Below are 14546 nucleotides of genomic sequence, written 5' to 3' on the forward strand. Positions count from 1 at the left end.
CCTGCACGGCATTCATGTCACCCTGGCTCGATTATGCCTGATTCTGCCTGTCCTGGACCGCCGCGTTCAAGGGGCCAGCGGCTGCTCCACCACCGCCATGCGCCGCGCGATGCGCTGCGCCGTTTGCGTGTCGCCCGCCTGTTCGGCGCGCAGGCGCTGCACGCCCAGCCACGCCAGCAGCGGACGGCGCCAGCCCTGGTCCGAGGCGGTGGCCACGGCCGTATCGAGCAGTTCCGGCGTGGCGCGGCTGGCCCGCAGCAGCACGCCGGCCGCCACCAGCTGCGACAGCGGGTCGGCGATGGCGGCCACGGCGCTGGCGGCGGCCGCGTCCGAGCTGGCGCCGGCGGCCGCGCGCTGCGCTTCCGGCAACAGCGTAACGTCGGCCGCTTGTGCCTTGCCGGCCAGCCAGGCCGCATAGGCGCGGTCGGCGGCCGTCGCGTCGGCTTGCAGGGCGTCAAAGCCGGCGCAGTCCTCGAAGGCCAGGCTGGCCACGCGCGTGGCGCAGCGCAGCAGTTCGATGCGCGCCACCAGGTCGAGCTTGCCCGTGCCGGCCACCTGGCTGCGGGCGCGCCGGAATTCCGTCTGTTCGACCAGGGCGTTGTCGCTCAAATACGCCGCTTGAAAACGCTCGACGGAGCTTTGCGCATTCATTTTCCAGTCCGGCACGGGCGGGCCGCTGGAACAGGCGGCGAGCACGGCGGACAACAGCGCAACGAGCGCGGGGCGGGATAGTTTCATGGCAGTTTGATCTCCGGATTGCGCTTGAACGGCCATTTGCGGTTGATTTCATTGACCAGTTGCTCGACCTTGCGCAGATTGCTTTCCACGTCTGCGCGCAGCGGGCCCAGGTCGGCTGTCGCCGCCCTGGCGTTGGCGCCCACGGCTTGCGCCTCGACCAGCACGGCGTCGACTTTCTTCAGGCTGGCACGCGTGTCGGCCAGCAGGGCGTTCAGCTGCACGATGGTCGCCTGCGCATCCGTCATCACGCCTTTGTCGCCGAAGACGCGCGTGTCGGCATTGGCCACCAGGCCATCCGTGCGGCGCGCCAGCTGGTCCGCCGTGACCAGCAGGGCGTTGGCCCGCTCGACCAGCAGGCGCGACTGCTTGTCGTCGCCCGTCAGCAAGCCCATGGCGCCGCCCGGACCGCTCAGCTTGCCGGTCACGGCCTGCACATTGCGCAGGGTGCCGTCGAGGGCGGAGTCGCTGCCCGTCAGGCTGGCCACATTGTTCAGCAAATCTTTCGCGGCGGCCAGCAAACGGGGGATTTCCGCCGCCATGTCGCCCACCAGCAAGTCGCGCGTGGCGTCGTCGGGCAGCGGCGGGTCCGTCAGGATGCCGCTGTAGGCGCGCAGCTTGGCGCCGCCCACGATGCCCCGTTCCAGGGTGAAGATGGAACTGCTGCGCAGCCAGTGCGCATCTTTGCGCGGTACGTCGACGATGACCCTGGCCTTGCCGTCCGGCGCCAGCTCGATGCGCTGCACGCGGCCGATGGGAAAACCGGAAAAGGTCAGGTCGGCGCCCACGCCCACGCCGTCCGAATCGTCGGTCGTCAGCACCAGCGTCTGCGTGGCTTCGAAGGCGCCGCGCGCATACATCAGGTAGACGACGGAGCCGACCACCAGCACGAACATGAAGACGAGCAGGATGGCTGCCTTCAGTTCCGCGTGGCGCACGGGCGGCGGGGCGGGCAAGACGGCGTCCGGCGCCGTGACGTCGGTTTGGTCGGGATTCGGTGGCTGGCTCATGGCTTCTGGCTCTCGTATGGGTGGTTCGGGGATCGCTGGCGGTGGCAGGCGCGGGGCATCAGTAGTAATTGCCCATCAGCGAAGCCACTTCGATCAGCAGGATGACGGAAAACAGGCGCAGCATTTCGGACAGGCCGTGCGCGGCCCACAGGCGGTTGCGCCGGCCGTGCGCCTCTTCCGGATAGTACGAAGAGGCGAGCGGAATCAGGGCCACGGCAAAGCTGAAGAAGATGACTTTCAGCATCAGGATCAGGGCCACGGCGGGATTGAAGATCTGTCCCACCACGCGCGTATAGCCTTGCAGCGCCCACGGGGTAAAGCCGTAGATGGTGAGGTAGGCGAGGATCAGCGAGGTGACGCAGCTGACGACGGCCAGCATCCACACGGCAAAGATGCCGGACATGACGCGAGGAAAGTATTCGCGGCGCAGCAGGTCGACGCCCTGGCGCTGCATGGTGTCGAGCATGCCGGAAGAGCGCATTTGTGCAAACGCAATACCGTCGGGCAGGGTCAGGCGCAGGGCCACGAACAGGGCGGCCGTCAGGGGGATCAGTTCCAGCACCAGCACGCGCACCACCATTTCCAGCGCGTAGCGCGACAGGCCGTAGCTTTGCGCGCTGACGACGACGATGCGTATGAGCACCAGGCTGACCAGCGCGCAAGCCACGCTGAACCACACGAGGTTGGGCGCCGTGTTCGTCACCAGGCGATGGGCGAGGATGGGGCGGTTGTCGCGGTTATAGCTCGAGGGCGACAGGGCCAGCGAAAACACGAGGATGGCGAAATGCAGCATGCGCCACCAGCTGGCCAGCCAGGCCATGGTGGCGCGGTGCAGGCGGCGCAGACCGATGATGAGGGAGACGGATAGGGTCATCATGGCATCTTAACATCTGCCCGCCCGCCGGGCACGTCAGGCGTGCGCGCGCCTATTCAAACAGGGCGAAGCCGGCCATCACCACCATCAGCACGGCGATGTACTGCATCGGGATCCAGAACAGGGTGTGGCGCGTGCGCAGGGTCACGCGTTCCTGCGTGGCCGGGTCGATCAGTTCGCGTCCGGGTGCATTGTTCAGGCGCACGCCCGCAAACCAGCTGGCGGCCGCTGCCAGCAGGAAGGCCAGGGCCAGGGTCCATGCGTGGCTCTTCGTGTATTCCTCGCCCAGGGCGGCGCCAAACAGCGCTTGCGCGGCCACGACGACGATCAGACAGATAAGGGGGCCGAGTATGCCGAAGCCTTGCCAGATAAGCATAAAAATTCTCCAATGGTTTGAGGGAACCCGCGGCGGCGTGGCGGTGGCTATGCCCGGCGGGGTTGCGAATTTTACCAGACTTATCAAAAAGAAAGTTTCTTTTGAGAATTATTGTGCGCGGTTAGCGCACCGTGCTGTCCGCACTGGCCACGCTGGCGATAATCGCGTCGGCCGCCGCGCGCACGCGGGCCGAGCGGTTCAGGTCCGCATGCATGACGAGCCACACGTCGTACGGTTCCGCCCGCTCGGGCCAGATGCGCACCAGCTGCGGGTCGATGTCGGCCAGGTGGGTGGCCAGCTCGGCCACGCCCAGGCCCGCGCGCGTGGCTTCCTGCAGCATGGCCGCCGAATTGACTTCCATGGCGACGCGCGCATTGGCGACGGGCTCGCCCGCGATCTTCTCGCTGTGGCGGGGCGTCACGGAATGGTGGTAGATGACGATGTCGTGCCCGGCCAGCGCCGTGCCGCGCACGGGCTCGCCCCGTTCGGCCAGGTAGGCGCGCGACGCATACAGGCCCAGGCTGCGCTTGACGAGGTGGCGCGAGATCAGGTCCGGGTCGGTGGGGCGCACGCCGCGCACGGCCAGGTCCGCTTCGCGCCGCGTCAGGCTGGCCAGCGCGGGCGCCACGTTGAGCACGATGCGGATGTCGGGGTGGGCCGCGTGCAGCCGCTGCATGGCGCGGATGACGAAATGGCTGGCCATGGTGTCCGTGGTGGCTACGCGCACCAGGCCGCTTAAACGGTTGTCGACACCTTGCATCTCGCGCTGCAGCTTGTCTGCCGCCCGTTCCATCGCCTCGGCCGCAGTCAAGGCCAGCTCGCCGGCCGGCGTGGGCACGTAGCCGGACGGCGTGCGCAGGAACAGGGTGGCGCCCAGCGATGCTTCGAGCGCGGCCAGGCGGCGTCCGCACGTGGCCTGGTCGATGCACAGCAGGGCGGCCGCGCCGCGCAGGGTGCCGGCCCGGCCGATGGCCAGAAAGATGCGCGCGTTATCCCAGTCCAAGGTAATTCCCTATTCGGTTTCATGATGCATTTTTGCATCGGAGTGCCGAGTTTATGCCTGTTTACTGCATTGCGCAACGCTCCCATAATGGCTGCCCCGCTGCCTTTGCAAGGAAAAATCATGCTTCCCACCGCTCCCCGCCGCGCCAGCGGCTTGATCCTGCTGACGCTGGCCTTCGGCTTCGTCATGGCCATGCTCGACGTCACGGCCGTCAACGTGGCGCTGTCCGATATCGCGCTGGACCTGGACATACCGCTGACGGGCCTGGTCTGGGTGGTCGACGGCTACACCCTGACGTTTGCCGCGCTGCTGCTGGCCGGCGGCGCGCTGGCCGACCGTTTCGGCCCGAAAGCCGTGTACCAGGGAGGGCTGGGCGTCTTCATCGCCGGCTCTATCCTGTGCGGCGCCGCGCCCGACGGGCATTTCCTCACGGCCGCGCGCTTGCTGCAGGGCGCGGGTGCGGCCCTGTTCATGCCCAGTTCGCTCAGCCTGCTCACGCACAGCTTTGAAGACGAGCGCGAGCGTACGCGCATGCTGGGCGCCTGGTCGGCGCTGGTGGGCGTGGCGGGCGCGTCCGGTCCATTGATCGGCGGTATCCTCGTGCACCAGTTCGGCTGGCGCAGCGTGTTCTGGGTCAACGTGCCGCTGGGCGTGCTGGCCATCGTCATGGCGCAGCTGCTGCTGGCCGCGCCAGCGCGCCAGCCGCGCGATTTATCCATGTTCAGCCATGTGCTGGGCGTGGCGGCGCTGGCGGGCCTCAGTTTCGTGCTGATCGAAGGCCCCGTGCTGGGCTGGCTGTCGCCCGGCGTGCTGGCGGCGGGGGGCTTGACGGTGCTGGCGGCGGTGCAACTGCTGCGGCGCGAGCGCAGCGGCAGCCATCCGCTGTTGCCGCGCGCGCTGTTTCACAGCAGCAGCTTCGGCGCGGCCAATGGCGTGGGTTTCTTGATCAATTTCTGCGTGTTCGGCCAGCTGTTTTTGTTGAGCCTGTTCCTGCAGCAGTCGGGCGGCGCCGATGCCCTGCAGTCGGGCTTGCGCCTGCTGCCCATGATGGCGGCCTATACGGTGGGAAATTTCATGGCGGGAAGTATTGCGGCGCGGCATGGCACGCGCTGGCCCATGCTGGCCGGCTTGCTGGTGGGCGCCGTCATGGCCCTGCTGCTGACGGGGCTGCGTCCCGGCACGCCATATTCCCTGCTGGCGCTGGGCACGGCCATCATGAACGTGGCCATCGGCATCGCCATTCCCGCCATGACGGCCACCGTGATGCGGGTGGCCGGCAAGCAGCATGCGAATAGCGCGGCAGCGGCCCTGAATGCGAACCGGCAGATCGGCGCGCTGGTGGGCGTGGCCCTGATCGGCAGCATCCTGCACATGGTGCCCGACTGGTCGCTGCGCCTGCCGCTGGCCTACGCGACGATTGCCGCCGCGTATGGCCTGGCGGCGGGCCTCGTCTACCGCCACGTGCATGTAGCGAAGGCCGCGGCCGCCTGAAGAGGGCTTACTGTCCGCGCGTGCTGCGCCATTCCACCAGTTCTTCGATGGTCAGAATGGGCATGCCGTGCAGTTCGGCAAAGCGCTCGATATCGTCGCCGCGCATCATGGTGCCGTCCGGGTTCATCAGTTCGCACAGCACGGCGGCCGGGTTCAGGCCCGCCATGCGCGACAGGTCGACGGAGCCTTCCGTGTGGCCACGGCGCTCGAGCACGCCGCCGGGCGCGGCGCGCAGGGGGAAGACGTGGCCTGGGCGCACCAGGTCGGCGGGCTTGGCATCCTTGGCGATGGCGGCGCGGATGGTGGTGACCCTGTCGGCGGCCGATACGCCCGTGGTGACGCCGTCGCGCGCTTCGATGGAGACGGTAAATGGCGTGCCGTAGCGGCTGCCGTTGTCGGACGACATGGGCGGCAATTCCAGCGCGCTGACGACGTCCGTGGGCAGGCACAGGCAGACGATGCCGCTGCATTCGCGGATCAGCAGGGCCATGGTTTCGTTCGTGAGCTTTTCCGCCGACAGGATCAGGTCGGCTTCGTTTTCGCGGTCGAAATCGTCGAGCAGGATGACGGGGATGCCGGCGCGCATGGCGGCCAGGGCGGACTGGATGCGACCTTCAAGGTCGTTGGAAAGCAGGGTATAGCTGTTGACTAACATGGTGAAACGCTCCTCGCATAGGCGAAAAACGCTGCAGGGCAAGCGAATAGACGCAACTGGCCGCATCGCCGGGGCGATGGGACATCACACTACTGCACATCTTCTTTCATCCGGACTATACCGTCGGCTCTGGAGTCGCACCAGATCTGCTGACCCTGCCAAACGAAGTTTGACAGGCGCTCGCGGGCTTGACCGTTGCCGGTCTTACCGCCGGTGGGGAATCGCACCCCGCCCCGAAGACGTATTGTTGTGCCGATCCACATGATCGGCGGCAATACTTTAGCACAAATGAAAAAATGCGGCAGGGTACAGTTGAGTTTACTATTCGGCAAAGTTGCCTGGGGAAAGCAGTTTTCCCTAAGCTGTTTTTAATGGCGGAAAGACGATTTCAGTGTAAGGTACGTTTACTGAATCTTACCGTTGAGAATACATGAAGCTGAGTAAATTACGCCTGATCTCGGGCGCCGTCTTGCTGGCGTGCGCCTGCGTGGCCCAGGCGGAAATCCGTTTGACCGATCCCCTGCCGCTGGCACCAGAAGTTACCGTCGGCAAACTGCCGAACGGCTTGACCTATTACATCAAGAAAAATGCCCGTCCCGCGCAGAAAGTGGAACTGCGCCTGGTGGTGAAAGCCGGTTCCATCCTGGAAGATGACGACCAGCAAGGCCTGGCCCATTTCACGGAACACATGGCCTTCAATGGCTCCACGCATTTCAAGCGCAATCAGTTAATTTCCTATTTGCAATCGATCGGCGTGAAGTTCGGCGCCGACTTGAATGCCTACACGAGTTTCGATGAAACCGTGTACGTGCTGCCGATTCCCACGAACAAGAAGGAAAACCTGGAAAAGGGTTTTCTCGTGCTGGAAGACTGGGCGCACGGCTTGAAATTCAATCCGGCCGACATCAACAGCGAGCGCGGCATCGTGCTGGAAGAGGCGCGGCTGGGCAAGGGCGCCAGCGACCGCATGAACAAGGTCCTGTATCCGAAGCTGCTGAACGGTTCGCGCTATGCGGAACGCATGCCGATCGGCAAGGAATCCGTGCTGAAAACGTTCAAGCCGGAAGCCATCAAGCGTTTCTACAAGGATTGGTACCGGCCCGACCTGATGGCCGTGATGGTGGTGGGCGACGTGGAGCCGAAACAGGCTGAAAAACTGATCCAGCAGCATTTCGGCAAGCTGAAGAATCCCGCGCAACCGCGTCCCCGCCTGTATGCGGAAGTGCCGCAGCGCTCGCAAACGGAAGCGCTGGTGATCACGGACAAGGAAGCGCCGGACGACACCGTCTTCATCCGCTACCCGATCCGTGCCGCGCAGGAGCCCGTCACGATTGCCGATTACCGGCGCCAGATGATCGAAAACCTGTATGGCCAGATGCTCAGCGCGCGCATGCAGGAATTGACGCAGCAGGCGAACCCACCGTTCATCCAGGGCGGCAGCAGCATGGGCAAGCTGGTGCGCGGCTATGAATCGTTCAGCGCGTATGCCTTGCTGGGCAAGGGCGGCGTGCAGCCGGCCGTCGACGCGCTGGTGCAGGAAGACGAGCGGGCGCGCCGCTTTGGTTTCAGCCAGGATGAGCTGGACCGCGCGCGCAAGAACATGCTGCGCAATTACGAGCGCGCGTACAGCGAACGCGACAAGTCCGATTCGGCCGGTTTCGTGGCCGAGTATTCGCGCAACTTCCTGGAGCAGGAAGCCATTCCCGGCATCGCCAATGAATTGCTGTACGCGCAGGAACTCTTGCCGCAAGTGACCTTGCAGGAAATCAATGAGACGGTGGCCAAGGTCATCCCCGACCAGCAAAAGAAACTGGTGGTCTTCATGGGCGCCGAGCCGAAAGCGGGTGATACGGCCTCGACCGTGCCGACGCAGCAGCAATTGCTCGATGCCGTGGCGCGAGCCGAGCAGCAGAAGGTCGAGCCGCGCACGGAGAAAGTGCTTGCCAGTAAATTGATGGAGGGCCCGCCGGCCGGCGGCAGCATCGTCGCTGAAAAGTTCAACAGCGCCGTCGGCGTGACGGAGCTGACCCTGGGCAATGGCGTGCGCGTGCTGCTCAAACCGACGGACTTCAAGAATGACCAGGTGCTGATGGGCTCGACCCGCTTCGGCGGCCAGTCCCTGTTTGGCGATGCCGACATCTATAACGCCCGCTATGCCAGCGCCGTCGTCGGCAGCATGGGCTTGAAGGATCTGGCGCCGCTGGACCTGGAAAAAGTGCTGGCAGGTAAAACGGTCAATGTGGGCGCTTCGCTGGGCGAGCTGAGCGAAGGTTTTGGCGGCTCGGCCAGCAGCGCCGACGTGGAAGCCATGCTGCAACTGGTGTACCTGTATTTCCATGACGTGCGCAAGGATGCGGGCCTGTACCAGTCCTTCATCGGCAAGCAGCAGGACCTGGCGAAAAACAGCATGGCGCAGCCGGAAGCCGTGTTTTACGATGCCATCCAGCACGCCATGTTTGGCGACAACCCGCGCGTCGATGGCGTGCCGCGCGCGGCCGACTTCGACAAGGTGGGCCTGGATCGCTCGCTGGACATCTTCCGCCAGCGCTTTTCCAGCGCGCGCGACATGACCTTCATCTTTGCGGGCAGCTTCGAGCTCGACAAGATCAAGCCGCTGATCGCCAGCTACCTGGGCACCTTGCCCGTGGCCGAGGTGGCGCATGCCTACCGCGACGTGGGCATGCGCCCCGTCAGCGGGGTGGTCAAGAAGGATATCTACATGGGTAGCGAGCCCAAGAGCACGATTTCCATCACCTTCAATGGCGACGTGGCGTATTCGGACGAGCAGAAGCTGACCCTGCAGGCGCTGGGCGAGGTGCTGAACCTGAAAGTGATCGAAGTGCTGCGCGAAAAGATGAGCATGATCTATGGCGGCGGCTTCGAGACGTCCATGGGCCAGCACCCGTACGGCCATTATTCGGTGGCGCTGAACTTGCCGACGGGGCCGGAAAACGTGGACAAGGTGATCGCTGCCGCCTTTGCCGAAATCAGCAAGATGAAGACGGACGGACCATCGGTGGCCGACCTGGAGAAGGTCAAGCTGAACTGGATCACGCGCCAGCAGAAGTCGCTGCGCGAAAACCGCTACTGGATGAACCAGTTGATGGCATCGGTGACCCAGGGACGCGATCCCGCGCACCTCCTGCGCTACGAGCAGCAGGTGCGCGCCATCACGCCGCAAGCCGTCAAGCTGGCGGCGCAGCGCTACCTGGACATGCGCAATTACATACAGGTGGTCTTGTATCCGGAACGCAAAAACGTTGCAGTAAAGTAATCTCCATTGTTGAACTGCATGGGCGGCAGTATGGCGAAGCTGTTAAACTGCTGCTGATTGATGTAATCGCAATTTAACAAGTAAGGAATGCACGATGGCTAAGAAAGAAGAGCTCGATCCGGAAACCCTGGAATTGATCAACTGGTGTATCGAGGTCGAAGGCTTCCTCGTGGCGGGCGGCGCCACCGTGGCGCAGGCGCAGGAGCACATCGAAGAGCAGGTCGAGTGGTTCACCGACCAGTTCTACGACGGCTTGACGCCGGAAGAGGCGGCCAAGGAAGCCTTGGCCTGACCTTATAGTCAGACTTCAGCAAGACATATGCGGGCGGTGCCTGCCGGGCATCAGCCCGGTAGCGCCGCCCGCTTTGCTTTTCTGAAAAGATTTCCACATGGAATTGTTTATAATTCCACATTTTATTCTTTACCCAGGCTCCCATGACTCTCCGTTCGCGCATTCTCCTATTGTGTTTCAGCACCTTGCTGGGCATTGTCCTCATCGCTTCTTTCTCCCTGTATTCGCTGCGCCAGACCATGATGGCGGAAAGGGTGGAGCAATTGACGGTGCTGGTGGAACTGGCCAACGCATCGGTGGAAAAGGCGTATGCGCTGGAACAGTCGGGCAAGCTCACGCGTGAGCAGGCCCAGCAGCAGGCCAAGCTGGCCATCGGCAGCTTCGTCAAGGACGAGATGTATTACTTTGTGCGCGATTTCAGCACGGACTTGCTGTACGTGCATCCGAATCCCGCACGCATCGGCACGCCGCAAAAGAACATGAAGCAGTCGGGCGACCGCTACCGCGCGGCCCTGGCCAACAGCCGCATCGGCCTGGTGCAGGCGGACGGTACGCGCCCCGGCGTGCCCGACCCCGTGGCGAAGATGTATGCCGTGGTGAAATTTGCGCCGTGGGACTGGCTGATCGGCACGGGCACCTACATCGACGACATCAACCACAAGTTCTGGGCCCAGGCGGGCGTGCTGCTGGCCATCGGCGGCGCGCTGATGCTGGTGGTGGGTGCCCTGGCGGCCCTGATGCTGCGCCGTATCCTGGGCCAGCTGGGCGGCGAACCCGACTATGCGGCAGCCATCGTGGCGCAGATCGCCAAGGGCGACCTGACCACGCACATCGATACGCGCCCCGGCGACACGGACAGCCTGTTGATGGCGATCAAGGCCATGCGCGACAACCTGGCGCACCTGGTGAGCCAGGTGCGCAACGATGCCGATGCCATTTCCACGGCCTCGGGTGAGATCGCCTCCGGCAACCACGATTTGTCGGCGCGCACGGAGCAGCAGGCGGGATCGCTGGAAGAAACGGCCTCGACGATGGAAGAGATGACTTCCACCGTGCGCCAGAATGCGGACAATGCGCGCCAGGCCAACCAGCTGGCCATTTCTGCCTCGCAAGTGGCGACGCAGGCGGGCGGCGTGGTGAGCCAGGTGGTCGACACCATGGGCGCCATCAATGCCTCGTCGAAAAAGATCGGCGACATCATCGCCGTCATCGACGGCATCGCTTTCCAGACGAACATCCTGGCCTTGAACGCGGCCGTGGAAGCGGCGCGCGCGGGCGAGCAGGGCCGCGGCTTCGCCGTCGTCGCCAGCGAGGTGCGCAACCTGGCGCAGCGCTCGGCCGCCGCCGCGAAAGAGATCAAGCAATTGATCGACAGTTCCGCCGAACAGGTGGGCGCCGGTGAAAAACTGGTGGCGCTGGCGGGCGAGACGATGGAAAAAGTCGTCTCCAGCGTACAGCACGTGACCGATATCGTGGCCGAGATTTCCTCGGCCAGCGCCGAGCAGAGCGCCGGCATCGAGCAGATCAACCAGGCCATCGTCGAGATGGATAACATGACGCAGCAAAACTCCGCCCTGGTGGAACAGGCGTCGGCGGCGGCCCAGGCCATGAACGAGCAGGCGGCCGGGCTGGCGCAGATCGTCAGCGTGTTCAAGGTGGGCGCAGCGGCGCCGGCGTCGGCACTGCGGCGCCTGGCGCGCTGACGTTTTTTCTGTCATGGCGGGAACTTACGCCAGGCTCACCTGTCCAAATTTCTTGGTCCGCAATGGACGCACAGAAGAGGTGAGCATGACAGATGGTTTTTCCTATCACGCGGCCTTTGCCCGCAACCTGGGCTGGGTCACGCAAGGCGAGCAGGACAGCTTGCGTGGCAAGCGCGTGGCCATCGCCGGCATGGGCGGCGTGGGCGGCGTGCACTTGCTGACCCTGGCCCGGCTGGGCATCGGCGCGTTCCACATCGCCGATTTCGACACCTTCGATATCGCCAACTTCAACCGCCAGGCGGGCGCCATGATGTCTACCCTGGGCCAGCCCAAGGTGGCCGTGCTGGCGCAGATGGCGCGCGATATCAATCCCGAGCTTGAGATCAAGCAATTTTCAGACGGCATACACGACAGCAACCTGGCCGAGTTCTTTGCCGGCGTCGACCTGTATGTGGATGGCCTCGATTTCTTTGCCTTTCCCGCGCGCCAGGCCACGTTTGCCACCTGCGCGCGCCTGGGCATTCCCGCCATCACGGCCGCGCCGCTGGGCATGGGTACGGCCGTGCTCAGCTTTATGCCGGGCGGCATGACGTTCGAAGACTATTTTGGCTGGGGCGATTTTCCCGAGGAAGAAAAAGCCCTGCGTTTTCTCGTCGGACTGGCGCCGGCCGGCTTGCACGGCCCCTACCTGGTCGACCCGTCCGCCATCAACCTGAAGGAGCGGCGCGGGCCGTCGACCATCATGGGCTGCCAGCTGTGCGCGGGTGCGGCCGCCACGGAAGCGTTGAAAATTCTGTTAAAACGCGGCAAGGTGATGGCGGCACCGCACGGCATGCATTTCGATGCCTACCGCAACAAGCTCGTGCATACCTGGCGTCCCGGCGGCAACCGTCATCCGCTGCAGCGCCTGACGATGGCCATCATCAAGCGGCGCCGCGCCGCGCAGGGAGCATAAATGGCACAAGCACTGCAGATCGATCCCATGCTGGAAAACATCCTCGACCAGGCGCGCTGGGCGCCCAGCGGCGACAACACGCAGCCGTGGCGCTTTGAAGTCGTGGCGCCGCGCCATGTCGTCGTGCATGGCTTCGATACGCGCAGCCACTGCGTGTACGACCTCGATGGCCATCCCAGCCAGCTGTCGCTGGGTGCCTTGCTCGAAAGCATGGCACTGGCGGCCAGCAGCCACGGCTTGCGCATGGAAGCGCGCCGGCGCCTGTCCATGCCCGACACCTTGCCCACGTTTGACGTGCACCTGGTCGACAGTCCCGGCATGCCGCCCGATCCGCTGGCGGCCTATTTGCCGCAGCGCAGCGTGCAGCGGCGTCGGCTCAGCACGCGCCGCTTGCGCGCCAGCGAAAAGGCGGCGCTGGCCGCCAGCTTGCCGCCTGGCTACAGCGTGCAGTGGTTCGAAGGCTGGCGGGCGCGCCTCGTTTGCGCGCGCCTGATGTTCGGCAATGCGAAGCTGCGCCTGACCATGCCCGAAGCGCACAAGGTGCATCGCGACGTCATCGAGTGGGGCGCGCGCTACAGCAGCGACCGCATCCCGGAGCAGGCGCTGGGCGTCGACCCGATGACGGCGCGCCTCATGCGCTGGGTCATGCACAGCTGGCGCCGCGTGGATTTTTTCAATACCTGGCTGGCGGGCACCGTCGCGCCGCGCCTGCAGATGGACTTGCTGCCGGGCCTGTATTGCGCCGCGCACTTCGCGCTGCTGGCCGATGCCTCGCCGCGCCACATCGACGATTACGTGGCTGCCGGCCGCGCCATGCAGCGCTTCTGGCTGACGGCCACGCAGCTGGGCCTGCAATTGCAGCCGGAACTGACGCCGCTGATCTTTGCCCGCTATGTGCGCGAACGGCGGATTTTTTCGCGCACCGATGGCTTGCAGGAGCGGGCGCAGGAGCTGGCCGTGCAATGCCAGGCCGTGCTGGGCGCCACGGCGCTGGAGCGGGCCGTGTTTCTCGGGCGCATAGGCGCCGGCCCGGCGGCCAGCGCGCGCTCGCTGCGCCGGCCGCTGGCCGACTTGCTGGTGGCGCCGGCGGCAGGCGCGTGAGGCCCGCGTGACGCCATCAGGAGGCACGCCTGGACGTCAGCGCCGCCGCCGTGCCCCCAGGCCGGCCAGCGCCGCCAGGCCCGCCGCCAGCAGGGACAAGGTGCCCGGCAGCGCCATGGGCGTGACGCCGGGCACGTAGGCCAGTTCGGAGCTGTTCAGCATGTTCAACACCAGCGTATAGCTGCCTGCCACGAGGTTGTCCGTGACGGCGCCGTACTGCCCACCGCAGTTCTTGCCGATGCCCGTGCCCGTGGGGGCGCCGCAGCCGCTGGGGTCGTAGGTGAACACGCTGCCGCTGGTGAGCGGCGTTTGCGCGTAGCCTGTATTCAGGCTGGCGGCGTCGGCCAGTTCGGTGCCGCCCAGGATGCCCGAGCCGAGGTTGCCGTCGGGTGCCCAGTTGAAGACGATCTGGCCATTTTCATCGATGATGGTAAACGTCATGGCCATGTTGGTGGTGGCCGCCGAGCCCGTGCCGGCCAGGGCATCGAGGTACAGCTGCATGAAGGGCAGGGCCTGGAACTGGAAGGCCAGGGTGGCGCCCGGTTCGCCGACGACGAAATTGACGGCCATCGCCGTGCTGGAACCATTGCGGCCCGAGGCGTCGGCACTGCCGCCGCCCGTCAGGAAAGTTTCCGCCGCATTCACGGTATGCGTGCTGGTCGAGCCGGGCGGGAACGGGGGAATTTGCGAGCTGACGATTTGCGCGTCGCCGCGCGCATACGAGGCATTGCCCATGCCTTGCTGCGTAAAATCATTCTGTCCCTTGCTGACGGCGCCCCGCGCCGCCTGCAGCGCATCGATTTCATTGCTGCCACCGTGGATGACGCTGCTGCCGTTGAGCGTGGCGGTGGTGCGCGACAGGTCGACATTGCTGATGAGCGTGGTGGAGCCGACGGGATTGCTGATGACCAGGCCAAAGACACTGGTGTATGAATAACCGTAGGCGGCTGCGCTGGCGCCGCCGTGACCGGCCAGCAACAGCAGGGCGAACAGGGCGGCGGGAAATCGGGTGCGGGAAAAAGTACTCATGTAAATCCTTTGGAAATCCTTTCTGCTCGGACGCCAGCACGGCGGCCG

Annotated in this window: 13 protein-coding genes and 1 riboswitch; of the genes, 6 read left to right on the forward strand and 7 right to left on the reverse strand. The window is 64.9% G+C overall.

Annotated elements, in window-relative coordinates; genetic code table 11:
* Positions 1-66: 66 nt before the first annotated feature.
* The 5 genes from VPH41_RS07645 to VPH41_RS07665 all read right to left on the reverse strand — a co-directional run bounded on the left by VPH41_RS07645 (position 67) and on the right by VPH41_RS07665 (position 3998).
* Positions 67-738 carry a hypothetical protein gene (locus VPH41_RS07645; RefSeq protein WP_328569488.1) on the reverse strand — a complete coding sequence of 224 codons (672 nt, stop codon included), beginning with the start codon at positions 736-738 and terminating at the stop codon, positions 67-69.
* The gene (locus tag VPH41_RS07650) at positions 735-1745 is read right to left on the reverse strand and encodes an MlaD family protein (protein WP_328569489.1); all 1011 of its coding nucleotides are present in this window, start codon (positions 1743-1745) and stop codon (positions 735-737) included. The genes VPH41_RS07645 and VPH41_RS07650 overlap by 4 nt, the downstream gene beginning before the upstream one ends.
* 58 nt (positions 1746-1803) lie before the next feature.
* Positions 1804-2619, reverse strand: coding sequence for an MlaE family ABC transporter permease (locus VPH41_RS07655; protein WP_442906237.1), 816 nt, complete (start codon positions 2617-2619; stop codon positions 1804-1806).
* A gap of 52 nt (positions 2620-2671) precedes the next feature.
* On the reverse strand, positions 2672-2995 hold the full coding sequence (locus VPH41_RS07660) for a hypothetical protein (RefSeq protein WP_152285284.1): 324 nt from the start codon (positions 2993-2995) through the stop codon (positions 2672-2674).
* Positions 2996-3116: 121 nt separating this feature from the next.
* Positions 3117-3998 (reverse strand): LysR family transcriptional regulator, encoded by an 882-nt coding sequence (locus VPH41_RS07665; protein WP_328569491.1) that lies wholly within the window; start codon positions 3996-3998, stop codon positions 3117-3119.
* Between the two features lie 120 nt (positions 3999-4118).
* Between VPH41_RS07665 and VPH41_RS07670 the strand changes: the two genes are divergently transcribed.
* The gene (locus tag VPH41_RS07670) at positions 4119-5489 is read left to right on the forward strand and encodes an MFS transporter (RefSeq protein WP_328569492.1); all 1371 of its coding nucleotides are present in this window, start codon (positions 4119-4121) and stop codon (positions 5487-5489) included.
* Between the two features lie 7 nt (positions 5490-5496).
* Here the strand turns inward: VPH41_RS07670 and ribB are convergent, their stop codons facing one another.
* Complete coding sequence (gene ribB, locus VPH41_RS07675) at positions 5497-6144, reverse strand: 3,4-dihydroxy-2-butanone-4-phosphate synthase (protein ID WP_152259582.1); 648 nt, start codon at positions 6142-6144, stop codon at positions 5497-5499.
* 94 nt (positions 6145-6238) lie between these two features.
* Positions 6239-6389, reverse strand: a riboswitch (FMN riboswitch).
* A gap of 185 nt (positions 6390-6574) precedes the next feature.
* Here ribB and VPH41_RS07680 point away from each other — a divergent pair.
* The 5 genes from VPH41_RS07680 to VPH41_RS07700 all read left to right on the forward strand — a co-directional run bounded on the left by VPH41_RS07680 (position 6575) and on the right by VPH41_RS07700 (position 13469).
* A complete protein-coding gene (locus VPH41_RS07680) occupies positions 6575-9418 on the forward strand; it encodes a M16 family metallopeptidase (protein WP_328569493.1) in 2844 nt (947 codons plus the stop codon).
* A 94-nt stretch (positions 9419-9512) separates the two neighbouring features.
* Positions 9513-9710 (forward strand): hypothetical protein, encoded by a 198-nt coding sequence (locus VPH41_RS07685; RefSeq protein ID WP_152259580.1) that lies wholly within the window; start codon positions 9513-9515, stop codon positions 9708-9710.
* Positions 9711-9853: 143 nt separating this feature from the next.
* Positions 9854-11413: a methyl-accepting chemotaxis protein gene (locus VPH41_RS07690; RefSeq protein ID WP_328569494.1), complete on the forward strand. Its 1560-nt coding sequence runs from the start codon at positions 9854-9856 to the stop codon at positions 11411-11413.
* A gap of 85 nt (positions 11414-11498) precedes the next feature.
* On the forward strand, positions 11499-12368 hold the full coding sequence (locus tag VPH41_RS07695; protein WP_328569495.1) for a ThiF family adenylyltransferase: 870 nt from the start codon (positions 11499-11501) through the stop codon (positions 12366-12368).
* On the forward strand, positions 12369-13469 hold the full coding sequence (locus VPH41_RS07700; protein WP_328569496.1) for a nitroreductase family protein: 1101 nt from the start codon (positions 12369-12371) through the stop codon (positions 13467-13469).
* A gap of 36 nt (positions 13470-13505) precedes the next feature.
* Here VPH41_RS07700 and VPH41_RS07705 read toward each other — a convergent pair whose 3' ends face one another.
* Positions 13506-14498 (reverse strand): EDSAP-1 family PEP-CTERM protein, encoded by a 993-nt coding sequence (locus tag VPH41_RS07705; protein ID WP_328569497.1) that lies wholly within the window; start codon positions 14496-14498, stop codon positions 13506-13508.
* Between the last annotated feature and the right edge of the window lie 48 nt (positions 14499-14546).

Origin of the sequence: Janthinobacterium sp. P210006, assembly GCF_036231885.1 — a bacterium.
In the GTDB taxonomy this organism is placed as follows: Bacteria; Pseudomonadota; Gammaproteobacteria; order Burkholderiales; family Burkholderiaceae_D; genus Janthinobacterium; species Janthinobacterium violaceinigrum.

Excerpts from the sequence above, each read along its gene's own strand:
- VPH41_RS07645 (WP_328569488.1), bottom strand. The coding sequence starts at position 738 with ATGAAACTATCCCGCCCCGCGCTCGTTGCGCTGTTGTCCGCCGTGCTC.
- VPH41_RS07650 (WP_328569489.1), bottom strand. The coding sequence starts at position 1,745 with ATGAGCCAGCCACCGAATCCCGACCAAACCGACGTCACGGCGCCGGAC.
- VPH41_RS07655 (WP_442906237.1), bottom strand. The coding sequence starts at position 2,619 with ATGACCCTATCCGTCTCCCTCATCATCGGTCTGCGCCGCCTGCACCGC.
- VPH41_RS07660 (WP_152285284.1), bottom strand. The coding sequence starts at position 2,995 with ATGCTTATCTGGCAAGGCTTCGGCATACTCGGCCCCCTTATCTGTCTG.
- VPH41_RS07670 (WP_328569492.1), top strand. The coding sequence starts at position 4,119 with ATGCTTCCCACCGCTCCCCGCCGCGCCAGCGGCTTGATCCTGCTGACG.
- ribB (WP_152259582.1), bottom strand. The coding sequence starts at position 6,144 with ATGTTAGTCAACAGCTATACCCTGCTTTCCAACGACCTTGAAGGTCGC.
- VPH41_RS07680 (WP_328569493.1), top strand. The coding sequence starts at position 6,575 with ATGAAGCTGAGTAAATTACGCCTGATCTCGGGCGCCGTCTTGCTGGCG.
- VPH41_RS07685 (WP_152259580.1), top strand. The coding sequence starts at position 9,513 with ATGGCTAAGAAAGAAGAGCTCGATCCGGAAACCCTGGAATTGATCAAC.
- VPH41_RS07690 (WP_328569494.1), top strand. The coding sequence starts at position 9,854 with ATGACTCTCCGTTCGCGCATTCTCCTATTGTGTTTCAGCACCTTGCTG.
- VPH41_RS07695 (WP_328569495.1), top strand. The coding sequence starts at position 11,499 with ATGACAGATGGTTTTTCCTATCACGCGGCCTTTGCCCGCAACCTGGGC.
- VPH41_RS07700 (WP_328569496.1), top strand. The coding sequence starts at position 12,369 with ATGGCACAAGCACTGCAGATCGATCCCATGCTGGAAAACATCCTCGAC.
- VPH41_RS07705 (WP_328569497.1), bottom strand. The coding sequence starts at position 14,498 with ATGAGTACTTTTTCCCGCACCCGATTTCCCGCCGCCCTGTTCGCCCTG.